The organism is Amycolatopsis sp. NBC_00345, assembly GCF_036116635.1.
GTDB lineage: Bacteria > Actinomycetota > Actinomycetes > Mycobacteriales > Pseudonocardiaceae > Amycolatopsis.
Map to the genome: position 1 here is coordinate 10369215 of NZ_CP107995.1, position 26295 is coordinate 10395509.

Here is a 26295-nt window from a genome sequence, read left to right on the forward strand (position 1 = left end):
GAGCTTTCAAGCCAGGCCGAAACCGGAGGTTGGGGATGAAACGGACTGGCGGCGTGTTGCGTATCCACTTCACCGCCGCCGACCTGCTCGCCACCCGGATCCGGGCCGAGCCGGACCCGATGTGGGAATCGGTGCTCAGCGCCTGCCGTCCGGGCCTGGCCAGGGGCGGGCTGCTCGGCGACCTGATTCCGCTGCGGGGGAATTTTCCCGATTTCCTCACCCCGGCGACTTCGTCGGGGGAAATGGCGGAGGGACTGGAAACGATTCGTGCGCTCCCGCGCCGGAGCCTTTCCCATGATCTCGACCCACGGCGGCTTCGGCGTCCGGCCACGGCCTACACCCGGGCGCTGGCGAGCGGCGACCGGACGGCGATGGAACTGCTGACCGCCGCGCTGGTCCGGCAGTTCCGGGTGGCGGTGGAGCCGGTCCTGCCGGTGATCCGCCAGTCGCTGGCCGCCGACCAGCAGACGCGCCTGCGCCGGTTCGCGAGTGGCGGACTGGGCGGCCTGCTGGAAGGCCTGGCCCCGGTGCTGCGGTGGCGGGCGCCGTACCTCGAGGCCGACTACCCGGTGTGCCACGAGATCGACCTGGACGGGCGGGGACTCGAGCTGATCCCGTCCTACTTCTGCGACCGCACGCCGGTGACCTTCATCGATCCCGGGCTGCCGCCGGTGCTGGTGTTCCCGGTGCGGCCGGCGCGCGGGTCCCCGCCGGCGGCCGAGGCCGAGGTGCGGCGCCTGGCCCCGGTGTTCGGCCGGACCCGGGCGCTGATCCTGGTGACGCTGCGGCTGCCGCATTCGACGACGGAGCTGGCCGAGGCGATGGGGATGTCGGCCGCCACCGCCAGCCAGCAGGCGACGGTGCTGCGTGAGGCCGGGTTCGTGGTCAGCCGGCGCACCGGCCAGTCGATGGTCCACCTGCTCTCGCCGCTGGGCCGGGTGGTCGTCGACGGCAGCTGAATCCGCCCCGCTGTCACACCTTCGGGGTGTCGGATGGCGCCAGACCTGGGGAAACGCAGTTGGGGCTTGTGGAAGCGGAGAGGTGAATTTAGGAGTGTTGGCGCAGCTCAGCCCGCATTTGTTCGTCTTCGGTCGTAACGGTTCGGAGCGGCTGGTTGCGGCGCTTCGTCCCACGCTTCATCCCACGTTGTCCCACGGCCTTGGGCGGCTGTCGCTCGCCGAGCGCAGCGAACATACGGGCGTCTGCGTCCGGGCCCTCCTGCACATAACCGGACAACTCGTCAAGGTCCGCGTGGCCCATGACCCGGGCCGACAAGGGAAGTGCCGGCCCACCGAGCCGGGAACTTCAGGAGGTATGCCGTGCTAGACCTGCCGCTTGACGCCGTTCGCTGCGTCCACCTCGTCACAGGGGAGGTGCGTGGCTGGACCACCTACGACCGGGCGAGCACGACACACTCACCGACTGGGACATCATGTCCGACGGCCACAACCCGGCGGGGAGGCTCAACGCGAAGGTGCTGCCCGGTCCTGATGGACGAGTCGACGGCATCCCGATCTACGAGACCGCAGGGCAGGCGGAGCTGCGAAAGACGCGCCCGCGGCCCGGGACGACGAAGCTCCTATCGCCTATGTGATGCAGGCTGCAGGGGCTTCGTCGTTTTCCTGCCTCATTCGGAGTTGGCGCCGCTGCCGGGGTGCACGTCGCTGGGCGAGGCGAGATACGGTGCCACCTCATCTGGAGCCCCCTCGGTGAACATCGTCCCGTGGAAGCTGGCGGTTCTGGTGAACGTCGCCTCGCCAAACCAGGCGTTGTTGGTGAACGTCGCCTCGTCGAAGTCGGCGATCCCGGTGAACGTCGCCGAGTCGAAGGTGGCGGGCCCGGTGAACCTCGTCCCGCGGAAGACGGCGTTCTCGGTGAACGTCGCCCTGTAGAACATGGCGTTCTCGGTGAACGTCGCCCTGTAGAAGGTGGCGTTCTCGGTGAACGTCGCCCCGCGGAACATGGCGTTCTCGATGAACGTCGCCCCGGCGAACGAGGCGGTTCCGATGAACGTTGTCACGTTGAAGAGGACCTCTTCGACATGGCAGCGGCTGAGGTCGAAGTTGATGAGGGTGGCGCCGGTGAGGTCGAGCCTGATGCCGGTCCAGAAGGTATCGGCCGGACGGTCCTCGTCGCCGGGGCGTAGGTGACGGGTGAGGAGTCGCTGAGCGGTGAGCCGCACTTCGCGTTCCTGCCGGGCTTCGCTATCGACCTCGCGCCGCGTCGGCGCCGTTGGCGCATTGTCGTGTGGCAACGACGCCCTGGCGGCTCGTGTTGGAGTGGAGGTGAGTAACGGGCGCTTGACCCCGAGTCGGCGGGCGCCTGATTCACCGGGTGGTGTGTAGGGGGCTCGCAGGTAGGCGCATACCACGTCGACGATGGTCTGTCGCTGGTCCGGGTTGTCCTGGGCGACTCGCTCCAGTGCGTACAGCCCGCCGTGTCGGACCGCGGCTTTGTCCGACCCGAGTTGCTCCACCGCCTTGACGTACAGCTCGGTGAGGCGGCGCTCGGTGGCGTCGTGTTTGGCGGCTTCGTTCGCTTCGCGTTGCTGGTTGAGAGTGATCTCGGCGGTGCGTTGGCGGCGGGCGGTCAGCCAGAGGGCGGCGGCTCCGCCCGTGCCGAGGACGATGGTTCCCGCCGTTTTGATCGCGTCGAGCTGAGCCGGGTGCTGACCGTTCCCGAACACGATGAGCAGCACGGTCGCGAGACTCGCCCCGATCACGATCAGCACCACCGCGGCCCAGACGATCGCGCGGTTCGACAACTCCGGATACCTGCTCGGGGGCGTCTCGTCGGGGGCAGGCCGCTCACCTGGGCCGGTTGGCTGCATCGTCATACCTTCACCGTCGATCGACACCACTACCCCGCTGCACCAGCGAATGCGAGGTAAACGACAGCGAAGCATCCCAGCGCCGGTCCCCGGCGCGGCAGGCTGGGTGCTTCGTCGTCTCTGGGATCGGCGGGCGCGGCTACGTCTTGGACAGCTCGTGCCGGCCAAGGTCGGTGAGCGCGTACCAGTGTTGCGGCTGGGCGTCGTCCGATTCGTCGGCGGGTGAGGGGTCGTAGCCGTCGGTGATCCAGCCTCGTTGCTTGAGCAGCACGAGCAGCGGGTAGAGGCGCGCGTTGTGCAGCCCGGCAGCTTCCCGCAGATCCCACGTGTAGAAGCGGGTATCGGCGTCCTTGGCGAGGAGCGCCGTCTTCAGCTTGCGCATGTCCCGTCTCGACTGCATGGCCTCGATGCTAAGCCACCTCGTCGTCTTCGGGGGGCTCCGGCGGCCACCGGAACAGGTTCGATCGGTGGGAGCCACCGGGTCGGGTCGGCCCGGTCGGCTGCCTCGGCGGGTGGCTTCCTGCCGAGCCGCCGGCGGCGATGTTGCCCTCTTGGCCTCCGGTGAGGCAGCTACGGCGGTCACGGCGCGGTGGTCGCGGTGTTGTGGCCACGTGTTCCTCCTAGCGCCTCGGTGGATTCGGTGGGTCCGGCTGGATGGGGCGCGGTTGCGGGCCGGGGTTCTTGTGCCCTGGCCCGGGGGATCCGTCCTTGCCGGGGCCTGGCCTTGTCGGTCCGGGTCCTGCGGGGTTGCGTGGCATCGGCCGTCCTGTGCTCGAAAACGCGACAGAAGGTGGAACCTCGGCCGCCGCGCGCTGTCGGGGGGCGTGCAGCAGCGCGGCGGCCGAGGGTCAGGGGTGCGGTGTCTCGTCACCGTTCGCAGGGCAGGCGGGGCCGGGCTCGTCGTCCATGCGGTGGGCGAGCATGGTGGTCATGAACCGGGCGATCAGCGCGGTGATCTGGGCGACGAACAGGGCGCAGGGGTCGCACACCACTTGCCACCCGTTGGGCAGTGCGACGGCATCCGGGGTGGCGGTGAAACACACCTGGCACTGCGGCTTCACTCGTCGCCGCCACAGATCGGCTCGTCGATAAGGGAGCCGTCACGCACTTCGACTTCGTAGTTCCCGAGGTTCGGTTCGGCGTCGTCGTTGGGGGCCTCGCGGGGCATGGTTTTTCCTTCCTTGTGTGATGTGCGTTGGTGTTCCGGGCGTCGCTAGCGCGGCGGCAGCGTGCGCGCGGAGCGTGACCCCGGGGCAGAACAGCGCCCGCCGGACCTGACCTTTGTGGACGCTGGGGCGTAGAAGAGTGCGCCGCAGTGGCAGCGGCTTGCCGTCGGCGGTACCTCCGCGTGGCACGCGGCGCAGGTGAACCGCACCCGGACCCGCGGCTGGGGTGGTGCTGGGCGCGCGAAGCCCGGGGCGTGGCCCAGCCAGTCAAGGAACAGACGCAACGGGTTGACGCCCCACTGGTCCTCGGCGTGATGGCGGCGCAGGTTGCCGTTCACGTGGGGTCCTCGTGGCCGGTGGCACCCCCCACCGGCCGCAGGGTCACTCCCGCAGCGAGCAGGAGTCGGCGGACCCGGCTCGGGTTGACCCGGTAGGCGTAGGCGATCTTGATCTCCGACCAGCCCCGCCCGACGTACAGCGCGGGCCATACCTCCCGGCGGTCGCCGGGCGGGGGGACGGGTCGCTCGGTCAGCCGCTCGGCCCGGCTGACACCAACCCGGCCCATCAATGCCGTCCCGCCCGTCGCGCAACCGGCCGAGGCTGGAGACTGGGGTGGTTCGGGGGCACCGGTATGCCGTGCTCGCGCATGTAGATGGCCTCGCAGTCGAAGCACGTCTTCGGGGCGCCGTCGTCTCGTCGTCGCTCCAGCGGCTCGAACGCCGCCGTGCCGGTCGCGCCGCACAGCATCCTGATTCCCTGGCCCGGCTTCGGGATCGCGGTGAACCGGCCGCGGTGCCACACCCCGTCAATCACGGGGTGAATCGCCTGCGGATCGATGTAGATCAGGGCGGTCACCGTGCACGCTCCCCACTGCTTCGGTGGCTGACAGTTACCGAAGAAAGGCTAGGAGTGATTGGTAGGGTGAAGGGACACCAAAGGGACACCGGTCGACGGCAGGAGATACCGAATGCACGTCACCGATCTCCCCGGCCGCAGCGTCGGCGACCGGCTCAAGGCAGCCCGCAAGATCAAGGGCGTGAGCCAGCTGCAGCTCGCGCAGCGCACCAGCTTCTCCCACTCGTTGGTCAAGAAGGTGGAGCAGGGCTCCAAACCGCCGAGTGCGGCGTTTGTGGCTGGCGCGGCCCGCGCGCTCGGGATCAAGGTGGCCACGCTGTACGGCACCCGGGAGCAAGAGGTGCTGGACGAGCCGAGTCAGCAATCGGCGGGTATCGCAGAGCTGCGTAGCGCGCTTGACGCCTACGACGACCCGCAGCCGGAGGGGGACGCGCTCACTCTGGCGGTCGTCGAGGCTCGGCTGGACGCCATGTCGAACAAGGTGCAGTTCTTGCGCAACACCGACGTGCTGTCGGAACTGCCGAACCTCCTTCACCACCTCTACGTCCTCGCCGACGATTCCGGCCATGCCGGTGAGCTGGCCCGTGCCACGCTGCACGACGCCTACCGAATGTCCGCGACCGTGGCCGGCCGATTCCGGCAAGGGGACCTCGCCGCGATCGCGTCGGAACGGCATATCCAGCTGGCGCCGCGTACGGGGGATCCGTTGCGCGTGGCCATCAGCGACAACCACCGCAGCACCCGCTACCTACAGCACGGCGACTACCGCGCGGGCCTGCGGCTGCTCGACCGCGCCCGGCAGCACATCGGCACCGGCGCGAAGGACCGAGCCGTGGCGATCCAGCTTGATCTGCGATCCGCCATCCTGGCCGCCCGCGCCGGTGACACGGCCGGGGCCGATGGCTACCTGTCCGAGGCACGAGCTTTCGTCGATGAGTTTCAGCCCCCGGCCGTGCCGTACTACGGGATCGACGCCAGTTTGACGAACATCGTCGTGCACTGGTGCGCGACACCAGTCGAGAACTACAACGGCACCGAGGCTGTCCGGCGCGCGTCGACCGTGACCGTGACCGATCCCCGACGCCCGGAACGCGTCGGACACCACCACATCGACATGGCCCGCGCCTGGATGCTGCACGGCGACCGCGGCCGGACCATGGACGAGCTGAACGCGGCGCGCCAGGTCGCGCCGAACGTCACCCGGCACCACCCGTCCGTCGCTGAGACCGTGCTGGCGCTGGCGGCGGCAGAGCGCCGCACCACCGACTCACTGGCGGGGTTCGCGCAGTGGGCGGGCCTCCAGCTCTGACCGCGCGCACTCCGGAGCGCTCATTGTGCCCACCGTCGGAGTTCCCGCGCCGCGGCCAGCTCGTACGGGGTACAGCCGTAGCCGCGCCTCCCCAGATACGCACGGAAGGACGGCCACCCGGTCAAGACGGCCGCGCAGTCCGCGATGGGCTCCAGCTCATAGCCATACGCCCGGCTGGCCGCTGCCCCCGAGCCGTACTTCCGGCCCTGCCAGATGTGCGCCAACTCGTGCGCGACCAAGGCAGGAAGCTCACGGCACGGGATACCCGACGAGTACGAAGTCTTCAGCCCAACGACATACGCCGTCGCGAAAGGCTTCAGGGCCTTAATCTCCTCTGGGGCAACGATCGCAAACGATGCGTGATGCTCGCCGAGCTGCCGCATGGTCGCCGTGATCACGGCTGGACGGTCGCACGCCGGCGTCGCGGCCGGCTTCGACGCGGGGTTGGCCGGCGCTACGGACGCCGAGAGCACGACGACCACAGCCAGATTTCCCCCCACGCGGATCACGGGTCCACGATATCGCTCACCGTCCTGGACTCGGCCTGCTTTCTGTATCCCGGGTGCCAGGTGAGAGGGCCCGCGATGCCGTCCAGGGCGACCATGAACGCCCGAATACACGCCGGACACAGGTCCGACGGAGTGATCCAGCCGTCCGCCAAGTACGCGAGGCACGTCGACCACCTCGAGCCCGGCTTCTCACAGCTGGGGGCGCTGCCGGGTTCGACGACGCTGGGCACGATGGGGGCTGTTGGTAGCTTCGGGGTGTGCATGGGACCTCTCGAAGTAGTGCTCCGATCCCACGTATCTCCCACGCACGTCTCTAGGGTCCTGGTAAACCTGGGTGCATCCGTCACACCTTCGGGGTGTCGTGACAACGACGGCCGACGCCGGTGGCAATATGGCGCGGGTCCGGAGCGGCTGCGCGGAAAGCGGGGGTGGGCGGTGCCGGGTCCCGAGCGGAATCTCCCGAGGCTTTCACTGCCGCCGACGGTCGTCGCGGCGCATCTGCGGACGTGCGCGGAAGAGCTGGCCGGCTCGTTGCGCAGTGACGGGCAGACGGCGACGCTCGCGGAGATCTCCGAGGTCGTCACCCAGCTGGTCGCCGGGCAGCACGCGCTCGCGCACGCGCTGGCCGGGCTCGCCGGCCGGGTGGACGCCCGCAGCGGCGCGCTGGCGGCGGCACCGTCGGTGGACGTCGAAGTGGTCACCGAAGTACTCCAGGCGGCGGCGTGCGCCGTGGGCTGTTCGGCGGAGGCGCTCGCCGAGGCCGAGCCGTCGTTCGAATGTGTGAGCGAATCCGCGGGGCCTGACACCCGTTTGTAGCTGTCGCTGTGACGACCCGGTTCCTTAGCCTTGGAGCTGCGGAGGTGTCGCGATGCGCGCGGTGTGGAAGGGCACGATCGGGTTCGGGGACTACGCCATTCCGGTGAAGGCGTACAGCGCTGCGGGGGAGCACTCCGTCCCGCTGCACCAAGTACACGAGCCGGACGGCGGTCGCGTCCGGGTGCGGCGTGTGTGCGAGGTCGACGGCGCGGACGTGCCGGACGCGGAGATCGTCAAGGGCTACCCGGTGCCGGGCGGCGACGTCGTGGTGCTCACCGAAGACGACCTCGCGCGGCTGCCCTCGCCCCCGGCCGACACGATCGACGTCCACGGTTTCGTGCCGGCCGAGGACATCGACCCGGCGTGCTTCGCGAAGAGCTACTACCTGGAGCCCGAGCCCGCGGGGACGAAGCCGTACGTACTGCTGGCTTCGGCGCTGCTCGAGACGCAGCGCATGGCCGTCGTGAAAGTCGCGCTGCGGCGCCGCGAAACGCTCGGCGCACTGCGCGTGCGAGACCAGACGATCGTGCTGCAGACCCTGCTCTGGCCCGATGAGGTGCGCCGCCCCGACTTTGCGTTCCTGCACGAAGACGTCGACCTCCGGCGCGGAGAGCTGCGCCGCGCCGTGAACCTGGTTGAAGAACTGGGCGCCGACCTTGCCTCTTACACCGACGAGCACCGCGAAGCGCTGGAAGCGTTGATCCGCGCCAAGGCCGAGGGCGGCGACGTCGAACGGCCCACCGGGCGCGAGCAGGACGAGGGCGTCACCCGACTGCTGATGGCGTTGCAGCAGAGGACGGTCGACTCGGACCCGACCCCGGTCGACACGGCGCGCGCGGCCGCGGCGATGGCCTCACGGGCCAGGGCGGCGGCGCGGAAGGCCGGGTCGAAGCGGGGATTGAGTAGTTCTACGTAGCCCGGGTTGGGGGTCTTCACACTGCCCCCGCGCCGCCGTCTGGGGCAGGCTTCACCCCAACACACGGCGGAAGCTCACTCGCCCGGTACTGGGGGTCCGGCGAGCGGGGGCGAGGAGTGCCCGCCGGTGTGCACGCGGCGGAAGGCTCCCGGGGAGGTGAGTCCTTCCGCCAAGGTTCCGGGGCCGGCCGTTGGGGAGCGGCCGCGTCCCGGAACCCCTGGGGGCCACGCGGGGTCCTGGGACCGGCCCGGGGAGGGGCCGCGTTCCCGGGGCCCCGTTTCCCTTTTCCGCCAACGGTTTCCCGGCGGGTTGAGTAGTTTCCCTCACCCGGTTCGGGTGACTTCACGCTGCCGCCGGCCCCGGTGTCCCGGGCAGACTGCGGAATGCGGCGGGCACGGCCCGTCCAGGGTTCCGGGGCCGGTCGAGGGCGCCGGCCCCGGAACCGCCGGACGGCCTCAGGCCTCGGCGACGCGGACGAGCAGCTCCGAAGCCAGCCGCAGCAGCTGCTGTTCCGTGGGGCTCAGCGTGCGGTCCATCGCGGACGCCAGCCACTGCTCCCGTTGCACCGAGTACTCACGCAGCACGGCCCGCCCGGCCGCGGTGATGTCCAGCAGCGAGCGCCGGCCGTCCGACGGGTCCGGGGCCCGCGTGATCAGCTCGCGCGAAGTCAGCGATGCCAGCACCCGCGTCAGCGACTGCGGGTGGATCCGTTCGGCCTCCGCCAGCTCGCCCGGCGTGTGGGTCCCCCCGCGGTAGAGCCGCGACAGCACCGCCAGCACCGTCGGGCCGGGCGCCGGCGCGTCGGCCTCGGCGCGCATCCGCCAGTTGAGCCGGCCGACCCCCTCGCGGACCACGCGCGCCAGCGTCGCCAGTTCGTCGGCGCGGGCGGGCGCATCGAGTTCGGTCATACCGCCACATTAGGCGGTTTCCCCGCGCACCAGCCGCGCGTACCGGCCGTCGAGGGCCAGCAGGTCCGGGTGCGTGCCGCGTTCGACGATCCGGCCCGCGTCCAGCACCACGATCTGGTCGGCATGCTCCACAGTGGACAGCCGGTGCGCGATGGTGAGCGTGGTGCGCCCGGCGGCGAGCCGGTCCAGCTCCGCCTGCACGGAGCGTTCCGTGCGGTTGTCCAGCGCGCTCGTCGCCTCGTCGAGGATCAGCACGGGCGGGTTGCGCAGCAGGATCCGCGCGATCGCCATCCGCTGCTTCTCCCCGCCGGAGAACCGGTAACCGCGCTGGCCGACGACGGTGTCGTAGCCCTCCGGCAGCGCCGCGAGCGTGTCGTGGATGTGCGCGGCCTTCGCGGCGCGCTCCAGCTCGTCGTCGGTGGCGTCCGGCTTCGCGAAGCGCAGGTTCTCCCGCACCGTCGCGTGGAACAGGTAGGTCTCCTGCGAAACCAGCCCGACGCCCGCGGCCAGCGACGCCAGCGTGACGTCGCGGACGTCGGCGCCGTCCACGCACACGGTGCCCTCGGTCACCTCGTAGAGCCGCGCCACCAGGTACGCCAGCGTGGTCTTGCCCGAGCCGGTGGACCCGACCAGCGCCGTGGTCGTCCCGGCCGGCACGTCGAGGTCGATGTCGCGCAGGGTCCACGGCCCGGTGTCGTCGTAGCGGAACGACACTCCGCGCATGGCGACGCTGCCCCCGGCCACCCGCAGCTCCCGCGCGCCCGGCCGGTCGCCGATCTCCACCGGCAGGTCCAGCACCTCGAAGATCCGCCCGAACAGCGCCTTCGACGTCGCCACGTTCTGCCCCACCGACTGCATCGCCGTGGCCGGCGCGAGCAGCCGGTTGAGCATGCTGGTGAACGCGACCACGGTGCCGAGCGAGAACGGTGTCGCGCCGCCCGCCAGCGCCAGTCCGGCGATCCAGTAGACCAGCGCGGGGATGATCGTCAGGCTCATCGCCCGCGACGCCCGCTGCCAGCGCCCGGCCAGCGCGGCGCTGCGTTCCAGCGCCGCGATCTCCTTCGATTCGACGGCGAAGCGCTCACGCATGTCCCGCTCGTTGCCCATCGTCTTCGCCAGCAGCACGCCGGTGACCGACAGGGACTCCTCGACCAGCGTGGTCAGGCGCGCCATCCGCCAGGTCCGGCCGCGGGCCAGCGCCCGCCGCTTGGTGCCCAGCCGCAGCGTGAACAGCAGGAACAGCGGCACGACGACGAGCGAGAGCAGGGCGAGCTGCCAGTCCATCACCACCAGGGCCACGGCGATGGCGACGGTGGTGGTCCCGTTCTGGACCACGGACCCGGCCGTCGTGGTGATCACGTTGTCGACGCCGCCGATGTCGTTGAAGACCCGCGACAGCACTTCGCCGGTCTTCGTCCGGGTGAAGAAGCCGAGCGACATCCGCTGCAGCCGCTCGTAAACGGACACGCGCAGCTCGTTCATCACCCGCTGCCCGATCGTGTTGGACAGGCCGGTGGTCGCCACGCCGAGCGCGCCGCTGCCCAGCGACGCGGCGATCATGCCGATCGCCAGCAGGCTGATCAGCAGCGTGTCCCGGTGCGGCAGCCCGTCGTCGAGGATCGCGCGCAGCAGGAACGGCGAGACCACGCCGAGCCCCGCCTGGACCACCAGGAGGACGAACAGCGCCGCCATCGGCCCGCGGTGCGGCCGGAACAGCGCGGCGATGCGGCCGAACGGCACGTTCTCGTCGGTGTCGGCGGTCGGTTCGGCGAGTGTCGGGCGCCGCGCCGTCGAGGAAGTCATACGCAGATGTTTAACGATCCGCGCAGTCAAGTCGAGCGGTTTTCTTGCCTTGGCTCAAGGTTGGCGATCAGACTATTACGCATGTGCGTAGTAACCTTCCAGGGAAGGTTCGCGTACCCGCGAGGCCGATCGGCCACAGCGGCTACCCTCGGAGGTTGCCGGGGCCCGCCGCGGGCGAGCCCGGTACGCCACGACGACCCAGCTGGAGCGTGCACACCCGTGTTCGACACCCTCTCCGATCGGCTCACCTCTGCCCTGCAGACGCTCTCGCGCAAGGGCAGGCTGTCCGACGCCGACATCGACGCCACCGCGCGCGAGATCCGCATCGCGCTGCTGGAGGCGGACGTCGCGCTGCCGGTGGTCAAGGAGTTCATCAACCGGATCAAGGAGCGGGCCAAGGGCGCCGAGGTCTCGCAGGCGCTGAACCCCGCCCAGCAGGTGATCAAGATCGTCAACGAGGAGCTCGTGGGCATCCTCGGCGGCGAGACCCGCCGGCTGAACCTGGCCAAGAACCCGCCGTCGGTGATCATGCTCGCCGGCCTCCAGGGCGCCGGCAAGACCACGCTCGCCGGCAAGCTGGCGATGTGGCTGAAGAAGCAGGGCCACGCGCCGATGCTGGTCGCCTGCGACCTCCAGCGCCCGAACGCCGTCACGCAGCTGCAGGTGGTCGGCGAGCGCGCCGGCGTCACCACGTTCGCGCCGGAGCCGGGGAACGGCGTCGGCGACCCGGTGGACGTGGCCCGCCGCGCCATCGAAGAGGCCAAGCACGCCCAGCACGACATCGTGGTGGTCGACACCGCCGGACGGCTGGGCGTCGACGAAGAGCTGATGAAGCAGGCCGCCGACATCCGGGACGCGGTCTCGCCCGACGAGATCCTGTTCGTCGTCGACGCGATGATCGGCCAGGACGCGGTGACCACCGCCGAGGCGTTCCGCGACGGCGTCGGCTTCACCGGCGTGGTGCTGACCAAGCTCGACGGCGACGCCCGCGGTGGTGCCGCGCTGAGCGTCCGCGAGGTCACCGGCCAGCCGATCCTGTTCGCGTCGAACGGGGAAAAGCTCGAGGACTTCGACACGTTCCACCCTGACCGGATGGCCTCGCGCATCCTCGGCATGGGTGACGTGATGACCCTGATCGAGCAGGCCGAGCAGCACTTCGACCAGGAGCAGGCGGAGAAGGCCGCGGAGAAGCTGTCCAGCGGGCAGCTGACCCTGGAGGACTTCCTCGAGCAGATGCTGGCGGTCCGCAAGATGGGCCCGATCGGCAACCTGCTCGGCATGCTGCCCGGCGCCGGCCAGATGAAGGACCAGCTCGCCCAGGTCGACGACAAGCACCTGGACAAGCTGCAGGCGATCATCCGCGGTATGACCCCGGCCGAGCGCGACGACCCGAAGATGATCAACGGGTCCCGCCGGCTGCGCATCGCGAACGGCTCGGGCGTCACCGTCCGCGACGTGAACGACCTGGTCAACCGGTTCTTCGAGGCGCGCAAGATGATGGCGCAGATGGCCGGGCGCTTCGGCTTCGGCGGCGGCGGTGGCGGCAGCAAGACCCGCAAGGGCAAGAAGGGGAAGAAGGGCAAGGGGCGCGGCCCCACGCAGCCCAAGGTCCGCGGCGGTTTGCCCGGTGGCATGCCGATGCTGCCCCCGGGCGGGATGCCGATGCCGCCCCAGGGCGGTGGCATGCCGGACCTGTCGCAGCTCGGCGGGATGAACGACGTCCCGGGCTTCGACCCGACGAAGTTCAAGCTGCCGAAGAACCCCAAGAACAACTGAAGTGGGCGCGCTGCACCTGCGTGGCACCGTCCTGCCCGACGGCGAGCCGCGTGACCTGTGGATCGACGGCGGCCGGATCTCGTTCACACCGGTGCCCGGCGCCGAGACGCTGGTGGGGGAGGGCTTCCTCCTCCCCGGCCTGGTCGACGCGCACTGCCACCCCGGCCTCGGCCCGCGCGGCCCGGTCGGGGTCGACGAGGCCGCCGAGCAGGCGGTGACCGACCGCGACGCGGGCACGCTGCTGATCCGCGACTGCGGGCTGCCGCTCGACGTCCGGCCGCTGCAGGCCCGCGCGGACCTGCCCACGATCATCCGCTGTGGACGGCACCTCGCGCTGCCGAAGCGGTACGTGCCGGGTTTCGCCATCGAGCTGGACGACCCGGCGCTGCTTCCCGAGGCCGTCGCCGAACAGGCCCGAGACGGTGACGGCTGGGTGAAGCTGGTCGGCGACTGGATCGACCGCGGCGCGGGCGACCTCGCCCCGCTGTGGCCGGACGACGTGCTGGCCGAGGCCATCGGGATCGCGCACGGGCTGGGCGCGCGCGTCACCGCGCACGTTTTCGGCGAGGCCGCGCTGCCGGGCCTGATCGCCGCCGGGATCGACTGCCTGGAGCACGGCACGGCGCTGAACCCGGACCAGCTCGCGGAGCTGGCGCGGCGCGACGTCGCGCTGGTGCCCACGCTGGTCAACATCGAGAACTTCCCCGGCATCGCCGACCAGGCCACGAAGTACCCGCTCTACGCGGCGCACATGCGGGCCCTGCACGCGGGCGTCGGCGAGATGGTGTCCACGGCCGTCGAGGCGGGCGTGCGCGTGTTCGCCGGGACCGACGCCGGCGGCATGGTGGCCCACGGCCGGATCGCCGACGAGGTCGAGGCCCTGCACCACGCCGGCATGTCCCGCGAGCAGGCCCTCGCGAGCGCCTCCTGGGCGGCCCGCGAGTGGCTCGGCCACCCCGGCATCGCCGACGGTGCCCCGGCCGACCTGATCGTCTACCCGGCCGACCCGCGCGTGGACCTGTCCGTCTTGCGACACCCGGCCCACATCGTGCTCGGCGGCACGATCTTCGGCTGACCTGCGGGCCGACCCCGCTGTTTTCCTTGCCACCGCAGGGCTTTAGCGTTGAACCTGTGGCTCACGACGACGGTGGCAGGCGGGTGCTGGGCGCCCACTGGGGCTTCGTGGCGTTTTTCGCCGGGGTCGCGGGCTACCACCTCGTCACGCTGATCACCACGGTCGCGCTGAACCGCCAGACCGGCGAACTCGACCCGCTGGAGCTGCCGGCCGGCCCGCTGCTCCTGCTGGCGTTCCTGCCGAACCTGATGCTGGGCCTCGGCCCCGTCCTCGGCTCCCGGCGCTACGGCGAGGGCATCGGCCGGGACTTCGGCCTGGTGCCCACCTGGCGCGACGTGCGGATCGGCCTGGCCTTCGGCGCGCTCGCGCTGGTGGTCGGCTACGTGCTGAACCTCGCCGAGATCGCCGTCTACGGCGCCGACGAGGTCTCCGACAGCCCGCTCACCGACCTCGCCGACAACGCCGACGGCAGCCCGGCGTGGCTCGTCCCGGCCGCGCTGATCGTGGTGGTCGCCGCGCCGCTGACCGAAGAGCTGCTGGTCCGCGGCACGCTGTGGAACGCGCTGGCCGCGTACCGCATCCCGTCCTGGGTGGTGCTCGTGCTGACCGCGCTGGTGTTCGCGCAGCTGCACGGCGAGGCGACGCGCACGATCGCGCTGTTCGGCCAGGGCCTGGTGCTGGGGCTGGCGCGGCACTATTCCGGCCGCGTCGGGGCGAGTGTGATCGCCCACGCCGCCAACAACCTGCCGCCCGCCGTGCTGCTGTTCGCCGGGCATTGATCATTGCCCGTGATCGAACGCGTACTGTGCGAAGTCTTCCCGGCGGCTAGGCTCGGACGGTGAGCCGAGCGATCACCGGAGGGCCGGCGTGACGACTTCCCAGCCACGGGAACCACTTCCGGGCACGCCGGACGCGGCGGAGGAACTGGTGAGCGTGCCGCGCGAGTTCCCGCCGCACCGCTGGGGGTTCGGCGCCTTCCTGCTCGTCGAGGTCGTGCTGCTGGCCTCGGCCGCGTTCGTCAGCGTGCTCGTCGGCGACCCCGCGCCCGGTCAGCCGCTGCCCATCCGGACGGTCCTGCTCGGCACGATGCTGCCGACGATGATCGCCGCCGGCGTCGCCGTGCTGGTCACCTGCCTGCGGGGCAACGGGCCGGTGATCGACCTGCGGCTGAAGTGGCGCTGGTCGGACGTGAAGGCCGGCCTCAAGTTCGGCCTGCTCGGGCTGGTGCTCACGTCGCTGGGCGCGTACGTCTGGACCGAGGCGGTGGGCAACGCCGACGCGACGTCCGCGATCAGCGCGCTGATCGACGACCGGAAGATGTCGGTGTCCGCGGCCGTGGTGATGTTCGTCTACCTGTGGCTGGCCGGCCCGATCTGCGAGGAGATCATCTACCGCGGGCTGCTCTGGGGCGCGGTCGAGCGGCTGCAGTGGCGCAGCGAGCGCTGGGGCCGGGTCGCCGCCTTCCTGCTGTCCACGGCGGTGTTCGCGGCCAGCCACCTCGAGCCGCTGAGGACCACGCTCCTGCTGGTCATCGCCGTGCCGATCGGCCTCGCGCGGTTCGCGACCGGACGGCTCGCGGGCAGCGTCGTGGCCCACTCGGTGAACAACTTCCTGCCCGCCGTCGCGATCCTGCTCGGCGCGCTCGGGGTGTCCTCGTTCTGACCCGGTTTTCCCGGCCTGTGTGCGGGCCCGTCACGGCCGTCTGGCAGAATGTTCGCTTGCCTGCTTCCGTCGGACCCTCTCACCGCACGGGAGCTCCAGATTCGGATGCCCGCGGCCGTGTCCCCACTCGGCTGTCGTGCGCCCACACTCGCACCAGAGAGAACTGAGGAGTACCCACACCCGTGGCCGTCAAGATCAAGCTGCAGCGCCTCGGCAAGATCCGTGCGCCGTACTACCGCATCATCGTCGCCGACGCGCGCACCCGCCGGGACGGCAAGGCCATCGAGACGATCGGCAAGTACCACCCGAAGGAAGAGCCGAGCTTCATCGAGGTCGACACCGAGCGGGCGCAGTACTGGCTGGGCGTCGGCGCGCTGCCGACCGAGCCGGTCCAGCGCATCCTCGAGGTCACCGGCGACTGGCAGAAGTTCAAGGGCCTGCCGGGCGCCGAGGGCACCCTGAAGGTGGCCGAGCCGAAGCCGTCCAAGCAGGACCTGTTCAACGCGGCGCTGGCCGCGGCCGGCGAGGAGCCCTCCACCGAGGCCACCACGCCGAAGAAGAAGTCCGCCCCGAAGAAGGCCGAGGCCGAGAAGGCGGAAGCCGCTGAGGGCGAGAAGTCCGAGTGAGTTTTCTCGCTGACTCCCTCGAGCACCTGGTGCGCGGGATCGTCGACAACCCGGACGAGGTCCGGGTCGAGCTGCTGACCACGCGCCGTGGCCGGACGCTCGAGGTGCACGTGCACCCCGACGACCTCGGCAAGGTGATCGGTCGGGGCGGTCGTACCGCGACCGCCCTGCGCACCGTCATGGGCGGCATCGGCGGTCGCGGCGTCCGGGTGGACGTCGTCGACACCGATCGCTGACCCGGCCGTATCGGATGGACGTCGTAGTCGGCCGGATCGCCAAGGCGCACGGGATCCGCGGAGAGCTCGCGGTGGACGTGCGCACGGACTCGCCGAAAGAGCGGTTCAAGGTCGGTTCGGCGATCACGACGAAGCTGCGCGACGGCAGCAAGAGGGAACTCACCATCGCAGCCGCCCGCGAACACAGCGGGCGGCTGCTGGTGCGTTTCGACGAGGTGCTGACCCGCGACGTCGCCGAGACCCTGCGCGGCGCGCTGCTGCTGGTCGACACCGCCAGCCTGCCGCCGACCGGTGACCCGGACGAGTTCCACGACCACGAGCTGGCCGGCCTGCGCGCCGAGCTGCTCGACGGCACCGTGGTCGGCAAAGTGATCGAGGTCGTGCACTCGCCCGCGGGCGAGCTGCTGGAACTGGACGTGGACGGCCGTGAGGTCCTGGTCCCGTTCGTACATGCCATCGTGCCGACGGTGGACGTCGCGGGCGGGCGGGTGGTCCTCGACCCACCGGAAGGCCTCCTGGACGAGGACTGAGTTGACTCTTTCCCTTCGCGCCCGCGCCGCGGTGCTGTGCGCTGTGGTGCTCGCCTGCGCCGGTTTGACCGCGCCCGCCGCCGAAGCGGCCGCGCCGGTCTACGGCGATTTCTCCCTGATGTTCAGCCGCAGCGCGGGCCAGTACGCGCCGCCCGGCGAGCAGGCGTTCCAGTGGGCCTGGTCGCCGCAGTCGGCCACCGAGTCGCAGATCTCCTGGGGCGACCCGAAAACCTGGCCGCCGTCGTCCGCGGAGCACTTCCTGCGCGACGGCGACTGGGTGCTGCTCGACGGCTGGGGCGGCAACGGCACGTACTACACCCAGCGCGTGACCAGCGAACAGCTCTGCCACGGCACGGCCTGCACCCCGCTGCCGTCGGACGGCGGACGGCAGCACTACGTCCAGTGGACCGTGCCGTCGGAGAACTACCAGCTGGTCGCGAACGGGACCATCACGGAACAGAGCAGCGGCAAGACCTTCCAGTTCCGGCACGCGCAGACCTGGGGCGCGCCCGCGCCGTGCAGCTCGGCCCGGTTCGGCGCGCAGACCTGCGTCACGCAGAGCGAGTCGTGGTCGGACAACAACGGCCTGCCCGCCGGCTCGCCGATCCGCGAGACGCTGCGCCGGGACATCAAGATCGCGAAGGGCCTCGGCATGGCCTTCGCGATCGACCAGCAGGTGCCCTCGCCCTGGCACGCCGAGGCCACCGAGTACTGGAACTGGTGAGCCGGTGCGCATCGACGTGGTCACGATCTTCCCGGAGTATCTCGATCCGTTGCGCGCCGCCCTGCTCGGCCGTGCGATCGACCGCGGCCTGATCGAAGTCGGTGTGCACGACCTGCGCGACTGGACCCATGACGTCCACCGCGCCGTCGACGACGCCCCGTACGGCGGCGGCCCCGGCATGGTGATGAAGCCGCAGATCTGGGGCCCCGCGCTCGACGAGGTCTGCGGCGAGGGCAGCCGGCTCGTGGTGCCGACGCCGGCCGGGCGGCCGTTCACGCAGGAGCTGGCGCACGCGTACGCCGAGGAGAAGCACCTGGTCTTCGCCTGCGGCCGGTATGAGGGCATCGACCAGCGGGTGGTCGACGACGCGGCGCGGCGGATGCCCGTCGACGAGGTGTCGATCGGCGACTATGTGCTGGTCGGCGGCGAGGCCGCGGTGCTGGTGATGGTGGAGGCCGTGGTCCGGCTGCTGCCGGGTGTGCTCGGCAACGTGCGGTCGGCGGCCGAGGACTCCTTCTCCGACGGACTGCTCGAAGGCCCCAGCTACACCCGCCCGGAAGTGTGGCGCGAGCTGGCCGTGCCGGACGTGCTGCGCTCGGGAAACCACGCGCTGATCGACCGGTGGCGACGCGACCAGGCGCTCGATCGGACGGCCCGGCGCCGCCCGGATCTCCTCGCCCGGTTGCCGGAGGGTAGCCTGGACAGTCGTGATCACGAGGTTCTCGACGGGCTCGACGAGAACCCCGGCTAGACCCCGTGCGAAGTGAGCACCCGCGCCTCTGCCATACTTGAGCGGTTGGCGTGAGTGGACCGCCTCGTTCACGAGCCCGCCATCAGCCCCTGGTGAGACGTAGCAGCAGTGCTGCGCGCCCGGGGAGACGTAGTACTCAAGCCATACGAAATGACGAGGACGGACCACCGATGAACACCCTGGACGCGCTGGATGCGCAGTCACTGCGTTCCGACATCCCGGCCTTCCGCGCGGGCGACACGCTCAAGGTTCACGTCCGCGTCATCGAGGGCAACCGCGAGCGCAACCAGGTCTTCCAGGGCGTCGTGATCCGTCGCCAGGGTGGCGGGATCCGCGAGACCTTCACGGTCCGCAAGGTCTCGTTCGGCGTCGGCGTCGAGCGCACCTTCCCGGTGCACTCGCCGAACCTGGCCGAGATCGAGGTCTTCAAGCGCGGCGACGTGCGGCGCGCGAAGCTCTACTACCTGCGCGACCTGCGCGGCAAGAAGGCCAAGATCAAGGAGCGCCGCGAGAACCGCGAGACCACCTCTGCCCGCTGAGCGGCAGAGCGGTTACCGGTAGCCTGGCGACGTGGTCGAACCCGTGCCCCAGAATGCCGCTGAGGATGACCCCGACCGCTCGGACGAGGACCAGCCTGGGCTGTCCCGTTCCGAGGAGGGTCGGGGCTCCCACCGGCGAGGCAAGTCCTCGAAGAAGCGGTCGTTCTGGAAGGAGCTGCCGATCCTGATCGTGATCGCCCTGGTGCTCACGATCCTGATCCAGGCGTTCCTGGCCAAGGTCTACATGATCCCCTCGGGGTCCATGGAGACCACGCTGCACGGCTGCACCGGCTGCACCGGTGACCGCATCCTGGTCGACCGCGTCACGTACGACTTCACCGACCCGTCACCGGGCGACGTGGTCGTGTTCAAGGGCCCGCCCGCGTGGACCGAGAACGAGGTCATGCCGCAGGAGTCGGGCAACATCGTGGTCCGCGCGCTGCGTGGGCTGGGCTCGCTGGTCGGCTTCGCGCCGCCGGACGAGCGCGACTTCGTCAAGCGCGTGATCGCCACCGGCGGCCAGACCGTCCAGTGCTGCGATCCGCAGAACCGCGTGATCGTGGACGGCAAGGCGCTCGACGAGCCCTACATCTCCTGGCAGAACCCGAACCACCGGCTGCAGGAGCCCTTCGCCCCGGTGAAGGTCCCCCAGGGCGCGCTGTGGGTGATGGGCGACAACCGCAACAACTCCGAGGACTCGCGTTACCAGGGCGGCGGCGGTCCCAACGGCGCGGTTCCGGTCGACGACGTGATCGGCAAGGCCCGGATCATCGTGCTCCCGCCGAGCCGTTGGGGTGGCATCACCGATCACAACCCGCAGGCGAACGCCCAGCCGGTCGCGCTCGGCGCCCCGGCCTGGCAGGAAGGCCTGCCGCTCGGTGTCGGCATTGCCGGAGCCGTCCCCACGCTCTTCCTCGGACGGCGTGTGAAGGCGGGCATCCGCAAGGCGGCCGGCCGGAGAACCTAGTGCACTCCGCCCGAGCAGAGTCGTCAGACGGGTAGCGCAGCCGTGACCGTTCCCGTTCCCCGTCCCCCGGCCGAACCCTTCCGGCCGCCGCGCGCTGTCGTGCGCGGCGATCTGTTGTGGGGCCTGCAGGGCGCTCTCGACCGTCGTGGCCTCGGGCCCGTCGCCGGAGTGGACGAAGCCGGCGCCGGCGCGTGTGCCGGGCCGCTGGTGGTCGCCTCGTGTGTGCTGCGCCCCGGCGACGGCGCCCGGCTGCCCGAGCTCACCGACTCGAAGCTGCTCACGGCGAAGGCCCGCGACCGCGTTTACGACCAGGTCCTCAAGCGCGCGATCGACTACGCGGTGATCGTCATCCCCTCCGAACAGGTCGATCTGCTCGGCATCCGGGTGATGAACCTGGAGGGGATGCGGCGCGCGGTCGCCGCGCTGCGCGACCATCCCGGGTATGTGCTCACCGACGGCTTCCCGGTCCCCGGCATCCCGGCCCCCAATGTGGCCGTCATCAAGGGCGACCGCTGCGTGGCCAGCATCGCGGCGGCGTCGGTGCTCGCGAAGGTGACCCGGGACCGGATCATGAAGGGGCTGCACGGCGAGCTGCCGCACTACGGCTTCGACGTGCACAAGGGCTACAGCACGGCCGACCACCTGGCGGCGCTGGACGAGCACGGGCCCAGCCCGGCGCACCGCTGGTCCTACACGAATGTGGCCACCGCGGCCGCCCGGCACGGCCTCGCCCCACCGCATCCGGTCGTGCTCACCTACGCTGCCTTGGAGAACCCGAGCGTGCCGGTCCGTGCCCTGGCCGGCTCGGTGGGTAAGAATGAACGCTCCGCCGCCGGAGCAGCAAGACGAACGCGAGGAGGGGCGCGGATTTCATGAGCGCAGAGGATCTCGAGAAGTACGAGACCGAGATGGAGCTCTCGCTGTACCGCGAGTACCGCGACATCGTCGGCCAGTTCTCGTACGTGGTGGAGACCGAGCGTCGGTTCTACCTGGCCAACGCCGTCGACGTGCAGGTGCGTGACGGTGGTGGCGAGGTGTACTTCGAGGTCCGCATGTCGGACGCGTGGGTCTGGGACATGTACCGCCCCGCCCGGTTCGTCAAGCACGTCCGGGTCATCACGTTCAAGGACGTCAACGTGGAGGAACTCGACAAGCCGGACCTCCGGCTGCCCGAGGACGGCCCGTTCTCGGGCTGATCCCTCCCACGCGCTGAAGGCCACCCGGGCCCGGTCCGGGTGGCCTTCAGCGCGTTCCGGCGGTTTTCGCCGCTGAGCACAGGGGGCTGACAGTTCCGGTCTCCGGTGCCGGTGGTCCCGCGGGGTTTTCCACATCTGCCCGGTTGTCCACAGGTCGGCTTTCCGGCTCTGGCGATGGGCCCGATCACTCTGCGAACGTGGTTTCACACGTTCCGTGATGGTCGCGGGGCGGGTGAGGGGGCCACGATGAAGGACAGTCTTCAGCGGCGCGCGCTGTGGCGTCGCGAGTTCGGCCGCTGGGGTGAGGACCTGGCGGCCCGGCACCTGCAGGAGGCGGGGCTCGTCCTGCTGAGCCGGAACTGGAGCTGCCGCGAAGGCGAGCTCGACCTGGTTCTGGCCGAGGGCGACCGGGTGGTGTTCTGCGAGGTGAAGACGCGCTCCGGCGACGAATACGGCACACCGGCCGAGTCCGTCACGCCGGAGAAGGCCGACCGCGTGCGCAAGGCGGCGGAGCAGTGGCTGCGGGCGTTCCAGGTCGGCTGGTGCCGCACGCGGTACGACGTGGTCACGGTCTTCGCGCCGGTCGGCGGGCAGCCGACGGTGCGGCACATCGCGGGGGCGTTCTGATGCCGCTGGCGAAGGCGTGGTCGGTGGCCCTGCTCGGGATCGACGGGCGGGTCGTGGAGATCGAGGCGGACCTGGGCGGCGGGCTGAGCCGCGTGACGCTCGTCGGCCTGCCGGACGCCGGCCTGCGCGAGGCGAAGGACCGCGTGCGCTCGGCGGTGCGGAACTCGGGCCAGCCGTGGCCCGACGGCAAGGTGACGCTGGGCCTGTCGCCGGCGAATCTGCCCAAGGTGGGCTCGGGGTACGACCTCGGCATCGCGGCGGCGGTGCTGGCGGCCACCGGCGCCGTGCCGGCCACAAAGCTGCTGCGCACGATCCTGCTGGGCGAGCTGGCGCTGGACGGCCGGATCCGGCCCGTCCGCGGCGTCCTGCCCGGCCTGCTGGCCGCGCGGGCCGCGGGTTACGAGCGCGCGCTCGTCCCGTCGGAGTCGCTGGGGGAGGCGGCGCTGGTCGACGACCTGGAGATCGCGGGGGTCTCGCGCCTGGCCGACCTGGTGGCGTGGCTGAAGGACGAGGGCGAGCTGGAGCCGAGGCCCGAACCGGCGGCCCCGGACCCGCCCGCGGTGCCGGACCTGGTCGACGTCGTCGGCCAGCCGGAGGCGCGGTGGGCGCTGGAGGTCGCGGCCGCGGGCGGTCACCACCTGCTCCTGACGGGCCCGCCCGGGGTCGGGAAGACCATGCTCGCGAAGCGGCTGCCGGGCCTGCTCCCGCCGCTCTCACCGGAGGAAGCGCTCCAGGTCACGGCGGTCCACTCGGTCGACGGCACGTTGTCGAAGTCGGCTCCGCTGGTCACCGTCCCGCCCTTCGTCGCCCCGCACCACTCGATCACCGTCGCGGCCCTCATCGGCGGCGGCAGCGGCCTCGCCGCGCCCGGCGCGATCAGCCGGGCCCACCGGGGTGTCCTCTTCCTGGACGAGGTCTGCGAATTCGGCGCCGAACGGCTCGACTCGCTGCGCACCGTCGTCGAGGAGGGAGAGGTCCGCATCGCGCGGGTGAAGGGCGCGGTGCGTTACCCCGCGCGCTTCCAGCTCGTGATGGCGACGAACCCGTGCCCCTGCGCCCAGCCGCGCGACATCGACTGCACCTGCTCGCCGATGGCCCGCCGCCGTTACTTCGCACGCCTCTCGGGCCCACTGCTGGACCGCGTCGACCTTCGCGTCCGCCTACGCCCGCTGACCGCGATGTCCGCCCACCTGACCGCGGACCCGGAACCGTCGTCCACGGTCCGCGCCCGCGTCCAGTCGGCCCGCGACCGCGCCGCCCACCGCTGGCAGGCCCACGGCTGGCGCTCGAACTCGGAGGTCCCGGGCCCGTCGTTGCGCCGTGAGTTCCTGCTGCCCGCGCCCACCACGGTCCTCCTGGACAAGGCCCTGACGAAGGGCCTCCTGACCGCCCGCGGCGCCGACCGTTGCCTCCGCATCGCCTGGACCCTCGCCGACCTCGCCGGCACCGCCCACCCCACCCCCGACCACGTCGCCGCCGCCCTCGACTTCCGCGAACGGACAGCCGCATGACCGGCCTCGCCCCCACACTCGGGTGCTTTGCGTTGCCGGTGGATAGCCGCGTGACCGGCCCGGTCCACCGCGCCCGGCGCCCTGCGCTGCCGACTGATAGCCGCGGGGCCGACCCCGTCCACCGCCCTCGCGCGCCTTGCGCTGCCGACGGCAGCCGCTGCATGGCTGGTCCTGTCAACTGCCCTCGCGCGCCCTGCGCTGCTGACGGGCAGCCGTGTGACCGGCCCGCCCACCGTGCTCGGTGCCCTGTGCTGCCGGCCGCCTCGGCCGCTGCTCCTGCTTCTACCGGCGTTCGTCTTGCCACTGCGCCAGCGCCGGAATAGCCCGCCTTCCACCCGTCTCGGCGTCCGCTCGCACACCGGCATAGCCGCCCGGCCAAAGCGCCCCAGCGTCGCTGCCGCCCTCCCGCCTTCCCTGAATGGAGTTCCCCATGGCCCGCCCCACCAGCACTCGACACACCAGCCAGCGGCCTGCCGACTCACACCCGACCCGGCACCTGCACCTGGTCCCGCCACCGCCCACCGGCCGGGAACCCGACCCCGCCCAAGTTCGTGCCCGCCTCGGCCCCGTCCGTGCGCTGGCCCCCGCTCCGCCGCACCCTCTCGGCGTTCAACCCGCCGCAGAACCCAGAGGGAGCGCCGCATGAGCGTCGCGCCCCGGACGACCGGCCAGGCCACCTCCCGAGAGGCCGAACGCCTCGCCCGCGCGTACCTGCTGCGCGTCGCCGAGCCGCCCTCGCCGGCGCTGGTCGCGTTCGTGAAGGCACACGGCCCCGTCGAGGCCGCGGAGCGCGTCCGCACCGGCGACTGCCCGGAGAAGGTGCGCAAGGAGACCGCGGCCCGCAAGGACCTCGAACTCGTCGAGCAGGACTTCGCGGAAGCCGCCAAGATCGGCGCCCGCCTGGTGATCCCCGGGGACGACGAGTGGCCGGCCTGGCCCTTGGTGTCGCTCGATCTCGCCAGTCGCAACGGGGTGGCGGACGTCGCCGAGCCGCTGGCGTTGTGGGTGCGGGGCTCGGCGTCGCTCGGCTTGGCGGCGGACCGCGCCGTCGCCGTTGTGGGCGCGCGGATGTGTTCGGACTACGGCCAGCACAACGCGGGAGAACTCGGTTACGGGCTGGCTGCGAGAAAAGTGCCGCTCTTCTCCGGCGCCGCAGTCGGCATCGACGCGGCCGCTCATCGCGGAGCACTCGCGGGCGGCGGCGTGACCGTCGCGGTGCTGGGCTGCGCCCTGGACATCGGCTACCCGGCAGGACACGAGGGCCTGCTGAAGAAAATGGCCGACCAGGGCGGCGCGGTCATCAGCGAGTACCCACCCGGCACGCCGCCCGCGCGGCACCGGTTCCTCGTCCGCAACCGGCTGATCGCGGGCCTCACCGACGGCACCGTGGTCGTCGAGGCCGGCCGCCGCAGCGGCGCGCGCAACACCGCGACCACGGCGGGCGCGCTCGGCAAAGTCGTGATGGCCATGCCCGGCTCGGTGCACTCACGCACGTCGGCCGGCTGCCACGACCTGATCCGCGACTGCAAGGCCACGCTCGTCGCGAACGCCGACGACGTGCTGGACACCGTCGGCCGCTTCGGCCCGCCACCGAAGGACCACCAGGAACCGCGTCCGACCGACGGGCTCGGCAAAGAGGCGATGCGCGTTTACGAGGCGCTGGTTCCCCGTGCCGGCCGTTCGGCGGAGGAGGTCGCCGCGGAGTCCGGGATCCTGGTTCCGCGGGTCAGAGCGGTGCTGCCGGAGCTGGAGCTCGACGGGTTCGCCGTGCGCGGGGAGACCGGATGGCGCCGGATCGTCCGGTCGACGCCGCACGGGAACCCGTCGTGAACGGCCCGGCCCGCGTGGCGATGCTTGACCAATGGCGGGAGTTCGCGCAGCGTGATCGCCATGCCGTCAGGGAGCGTCCGCCGCGACGCAGCCGCGCGACCGGCCGGGCACCGGAAGGGCCCGCCGCGTCCGGACCTGCACGCGCTCCGGGACGCGTTGCCGGAAGCCGTGCGGGCAGTCGTCGCCGACTACGAGCGGCACCTGATGCTGGAGCGTGGCCTGTCGCCGCACACGGTGCGCGCGTACGTCGGCGATGTGGTGTCCCTGCTGGCATTCCTGACCGCGGGGGAGGACGACGGCTCGGAGCGCGGGTTCGCCGATCTCGACATCGGGCTGCTGCGGGCGTGGCTCGCCGGGCAACGCACGGGCGGGGCGGGGCGGACGACGCTGGCGCGCCGGGCCGCGTCGGCGCGCACGTTCACGGCTTGGGCCCATCGCCAAGGCGTGCTGAAGGCGGACCCGGGCGGGCGGCTCGCCGCGCCGCGGGCGCACCGGACGCTGCCGGGTGTGCTGCGGGAGGACCAGGCGGACGAGCTGATGCGGGCGTCGGAGGCCGGCGCCGCCCAGCGCGATCCGGTCGCCCTGCGTGACCGCGCGATCGTCGAACTGCTGTATGCGACCGGCATCCGGGTGTCGGAGCTGTGTGGGCTGGACGTCGGCGCGGTCGATTTCTCCCGGCGCGTCGTCTCCGTGATCGGCAAGGGGGACAAGGAACGGATGGTCCCGTTCGGCGTTCCGGCGGCCGGGGCGCTCACCACGTGGCTCGAAGCGGGACGCCCGGAACTGGTCTCGGAGCAGGCCGCGCACGCGCTCTTCCTGGGCGTTCGCGGCAAACGGCTTGATCCGCGGGCCGCACGGCGGGTGGTGCACGAGGCCGTCGCCGCGGTGCCCGGAGCAGTGGACATGGGGCCGCACGGACTGCGGCATTCGGCCGCAACCCATCTGCTGGAGGGAGGTGCCGACCTCAGGAGCGTTCAGGAACTGCTCGGTCACGCTACGCTTGCCACGACCCAGCTCTACACTCACGTGACCGTCGATCGGCTGAAGGCGATCCATGACCGAGCCCACCCACGGGCCTGACGAGGCCGGTGGCGACTCGGCCGGAAAAGCCGGGGCCGAACCGGCGGCGCACG

General features: G+C 71.3%; 29 protein-coding genes. 21 read left to right on the forward strand and 8 right to left on the reverse strand.

The genetic code is table 11. The features are described 5' to 3' along the window. Positions 1-35: 35 nt before the first annotated feature. The gene (locus OG943_RS47420) at positions 36-959 is read left to right on the forward strand and encodes an ArsR/SmtB family transcription factor (RefSeq protein WP_328607420.1); all 924 of its coding nucleotides are present in this window, start codon (positions 36-38) and stop codon (positions 957-959) included. A 668-nt stretch (positions 960-1627) separates the two neighbouring features. Here OG943_RS47420 and OG943_RS47425 read toward each other — a convergent pair. The 5 genes from OG943_RS47425 to OG943_RS47445 all read right to left on the reverse strand — a co-directional run bounded on the left by OG943_RS47425 (position 1628) and on the right by OG943_RS47445 (position 4851). Further along, positions 1628-2836, reverse strand: a complete 1209-nt coding sequence (locus OG943_RS47425; protein ID WP_328607421.1) for a pentapeptide repeat-containing protein — start codon at positions 2834-2836, stop codon at positions 1628-1630. Positions 2837-2969: 133 nt separating this feature from the next. Further along, the gene (locus OG943_RS47430; protein WP_328607422.1) at positions 2970-3230 is read right to left on the reverse strand and encodes a helix-turn-helix transcriptional regulator; all 261 of its coding nucleotides are present in this window, start codon (positions 3228-3230) and stop codon (positions 2970-2972) included. Between the two features lie 448 nt (positions 3231-3678). Then, positions 3679-3819, reverse strand: a complete 141-nt coding sequence (locus tag OG943_RS47435; protein WP_328607423.1) for a hypothetical protein — start codon at positions 3817-3819, stop codon at positions 3679-3681. A gap of 511 nt (positions 3820-4330) precedes the next feature. Then, positions 4331-4561: a hypothetical protein gene (locus OG943_RS47440; RefSeq protein ID WP_328607424.1), complete on the reverse strand. Its 231-nt coding sequence runs from the start codon at positions 4559-4561 to the stop codon at positions 4331-4333. Next, positions 4561-4851 (reverse strand): hypothetical protein, encoded by a 291-nt coding sequence (locus tag OG943_RS47445; protein WP_328607425.1) that lies wholly within the window; start codon positions 4849-4851, stop codon positions 4561-4563. Before OG943_RS47445 ends, OG943_RS47440 begins: the two co-directional genes overlap by 1 nt. A 112-nt stretch (positions 4852-4963) precedes the next feature. Here OG943_RS47445 and OG943_RS47450 point away from each other — a divergent pair, with 112 nt between their 5' ends. Beyond that, on the forward strand, positions 4964-6160 hold the full coding sequence (locus OG943_RS47450) for a helix-turn-helix domain-containing protein (RefSeq protein ID WP_328607426.1): 1197 nt from the start codon (positions 4964-4966) through the stop codon (positions 6158-6160). Positions 6161-6180: 20 nt separating this feature from the next. Here OG943_RS47450 and OG943_RS47455 read toward each other — a convergent pair whose 3' ends face one another. Then, entirely contained in the window at positions 6181-6669 is a 489-nt protein-coding gene (locus OG943_RS47455) for a hypothetical protein (RefSeq protein ID WP_328607427.1), read from the reverse strand. A 435-nt stretch (positions 6670-7104) separates the two neighbouring features. On the opposite strand from OG943_RS47455, the gene OG943_RS47460 reads away from it, so the two are divergent. Together OG943_RS47460 and ku are read left to right on the forward strand one after the other, a co-directional pair. Then, positions 7105-7485, forward strand: a complete 381-nt coding sequence (locus OG943_RS47460) for a hypothetical protein (protein WP_328607428.1) — start codon at positions 7105-7107, stop codon at positions 7483-7485. A gap of 52 nt (positions 7486-7537) precedes the next feature. Beyond that, positions 7538-8401: a non-homologous end joining protein Ku gene (ku, locus tag OG943_RS47465; RefSeq protein WP_328607429.1), complete on the forward strand. Its 864-nt coding sequence runs from the start codon at positions 7538-7540 to the stop codon at positions 8399-8401. Between the two features lie 455 nt (positions 8402-8856). On the opposite strand, the gene OG943_RS47470 is transcribed toward ku, so the two are convergent. Both OG943_RS47470 and OG943_RS47475 read right to left on the reverse strand, forming a co-directional pair. Beyond that, positions 8857-9309: a MarR family winged helix-turn-helix transcriptional regulator gene (locus OG943_RS47470; RefSeq protein WP_328607430.1), complete on the reverse strand. Its 453-nt coding sequence runs from the start codon at positions 9307-9309 to the stop codon at positions 8857-8859. Positions 9310-9318: 9 nt separating this feature from the next. Further along, complete coding sequence (locus tag OG943_RS47475) at positions 9319-11112, reverse strand: ABC transporter ATP-binding protein (RefSeq protein WP_328607431.1); 1794 nt, start codon at positions 11110-11112, stop codon at positions 9319-9321. 219 nt (positions 11113-11331) lie between these two features. On the opposite strand from OG943_RS47475, the gene ffh reads away from it, so the two are divergent. From ffh to OG943_RS47560, 17 genes are all read left to right on the forward strand, one after another. Continuing rightward, on the forward strand, positions 11332-12888 hold the full coding sequence (gene ffh / locus OG943_RS47480) for a signal recognition particle protein (protein WP_328607432.1): 1557 nt from the start codon (positions 11332-11334) through the stop codon (positions 12886-12888). Between the two features lies 1 nt (position 12889). Beyond that, positions 12890-13963, forward strand: coding sequence for an amidohydrolase family protein (locus OG943_RS47485; protein ID WP_328607433.1), 1074 nt, complete (start codon positions 12890-12892; stop codon positions 13961-13963). A gap of 56 nt (positions 13964-14019) precedes the next feature. Then, a complete protein-coding gene (locus OG943_RS47490; RefSeq protein WP_328607434.1) occupies positions 14020-14742 on the forward strand; it encodes a CPBP family intramembrane glutamic endopeptidase in 723 nt (240 codons plus the stop codon). A gap of 88 nt (positions 14743-14830) precedes the next feature. After that, the gene (locus OG943_RS47495) at positions 14831-15625 is read left to right on the forward strand and encodes a CPBP family intramembrane glutamic endopeptidase (RefSeq protein ID WP_328607435.1); all 795 of its coding nucleotides are present in this window, start codon (positions 14831-14833) and stop codon (positions 15623-15625) included. Positions 15626-15807: 182 nt separating this feature from the next. After that, complete coding sequence (rpsP, locus tag OG943_RS47500; protein ID WP_091623675.1) at positions 15808-16251, forward strand: 30S ribosomal protein S16; 444 nt, start codon at positions 15808-15810, stop codon at positions 16249-16251. Continuing rightward, positions 16248-16487 (forward strand): RNA-binding protein, encoded by a 240-nt coding sequence (locus OG943_RS47505; RefSeq protein ID WP_003103110.1) that lies wholly within the window; start codon positions 16248-16250, stop codon positions 16485-16487. The genes rpsP and OG943_RS47505 overlap by 4 nt, the downstream gene beginning before the upstream one ends. A gap of 14 nt (positions 16488-16501) precedes the next feature. Beyond that, on the forward strand, positions 16502-17017 hold the full coding sequence (rimM, locus tag OG943_RS47510; protein ID WP_328607436.1) for a ribosome maturation factor RimM: 516 nt from the start codon (positions 16502-16504) through the stop codon (positions 17015-17017). Position 17018: 1 nt separating this feature from the next. After that, entirely contained in the window at positions 17019-17741 is a 723-nt protein-coding gene (locus tag OG943_RS47515; RefSeq protein ID WP_328607437.1) for a hypothetical protein, read from the forward strand. Positions 17742-17745: 4 nt separating this feature from the next. Then, a complete protein-coding gene (gene trmD, locus OG943_RS47520; protein ID WP_328607438.1) occupies positions 17746-18492 on the forward strand; it encodes a tRNA (guanosine(37)-N1)-methyltransferase TrmD in 747 nt (248 codons plus the stop codon). Between the two features lie 170 nt (positions 18493-18662). Then, complete coding sequence (gene rplS, locus OG943_RS47525) at positions 18663-19031, forward strand: 50S ribosomal protein L19 (RefSeq protein ID WP_328607439.1); 369 nt, start codon at positions 18663-18665, stop codon at positions 19029-19031. A gap of 31 nt (positions 19032-19062) precedes the next feature. Continuing rightward, complete coding sequence (gene lepB / locus OG943_RS47530; protein ID WP_328607440.1) at positions 19063-19998, forward strand: signal peptidase I; 936 nt, start codon at positions 19063-19065, stop codon at positions 19996-19998. Between the two features lie 42 nt (positions 19999-20040). Next, positions 20041-20874 (forward strand): ribonuclease HII, encoded by an 834-nt coding sequence (locus OG943_RS47535; RefSeq protein WP_328607441.1) that lies wholly within the window; start codon positions 20041-20043, stop codon positions 20872-20874. Continuing rightward, positions 20871-21194: a DUF2469 domain-containing protein gene (locus tag OG943_RS47540; protein WP_003096226.1), complete on the forward strand. Its 324-nt coding sequence runs from the start codon at positions 20871-20873 to the stop codon at positions 21192-21194. Before OG943_RS47535 ends, OG943_RS47540 begins: the two co-directional genes overlap by 4 nt. 246 nt (positions 21195-21440) lie before the next feature. Further along, complete coding sequence (locus OG943_RS47545; protein ID WP_328607442.1) at positions 21441-21821, forward strand: YraN family protein; 381 nt, start codon at positions 21441-21443, stop codon at positions 21819-21821. Beyond that, positions 21821-23332, forward strand: a complete 1512-nt coding sequence (locus tag OG943_RS47550; protein ID WP_328607443.1) for a YifB family Mg chelatase-like AAA ATPase — start codon at positions 21821-21823, stop codon at positions 23330-23332. Before OG943_RS47545 ends, OG943_RS47550 begins: the two co-directional genes overlap by 1 nt. 642 nt (positions 23333-23974) lie before the next feature. Next, positions 23975-25162 carry a DNA-processing protein DprA gene (gene dprA, locus OG943_RS47555; protein ID WP_328607444.1) on the forward strand — a complete coding sequence of 396 codons (1188 nt, stop codon included), beginning with the start codon at positions 23975-23977 and terminating at the stop codon, positions 25160-25162. A 60-nt stretch (positions 25163-25222) separates the two neighbouring features. Then, positions 25223-26242 carry a tyrosine recombinase XerC gene (locus tag OG943_RS47560; protein ID WP_442874671.1) on the forward strand — a complete coding sequence of 340 codons (1020 nt, stop codon included), beginning with the start codon at positions 25223-25225 and terminating at the stop codon, positions 26240-26242. Positions 26243-26295: the final 53 nt, after the last annotated feature.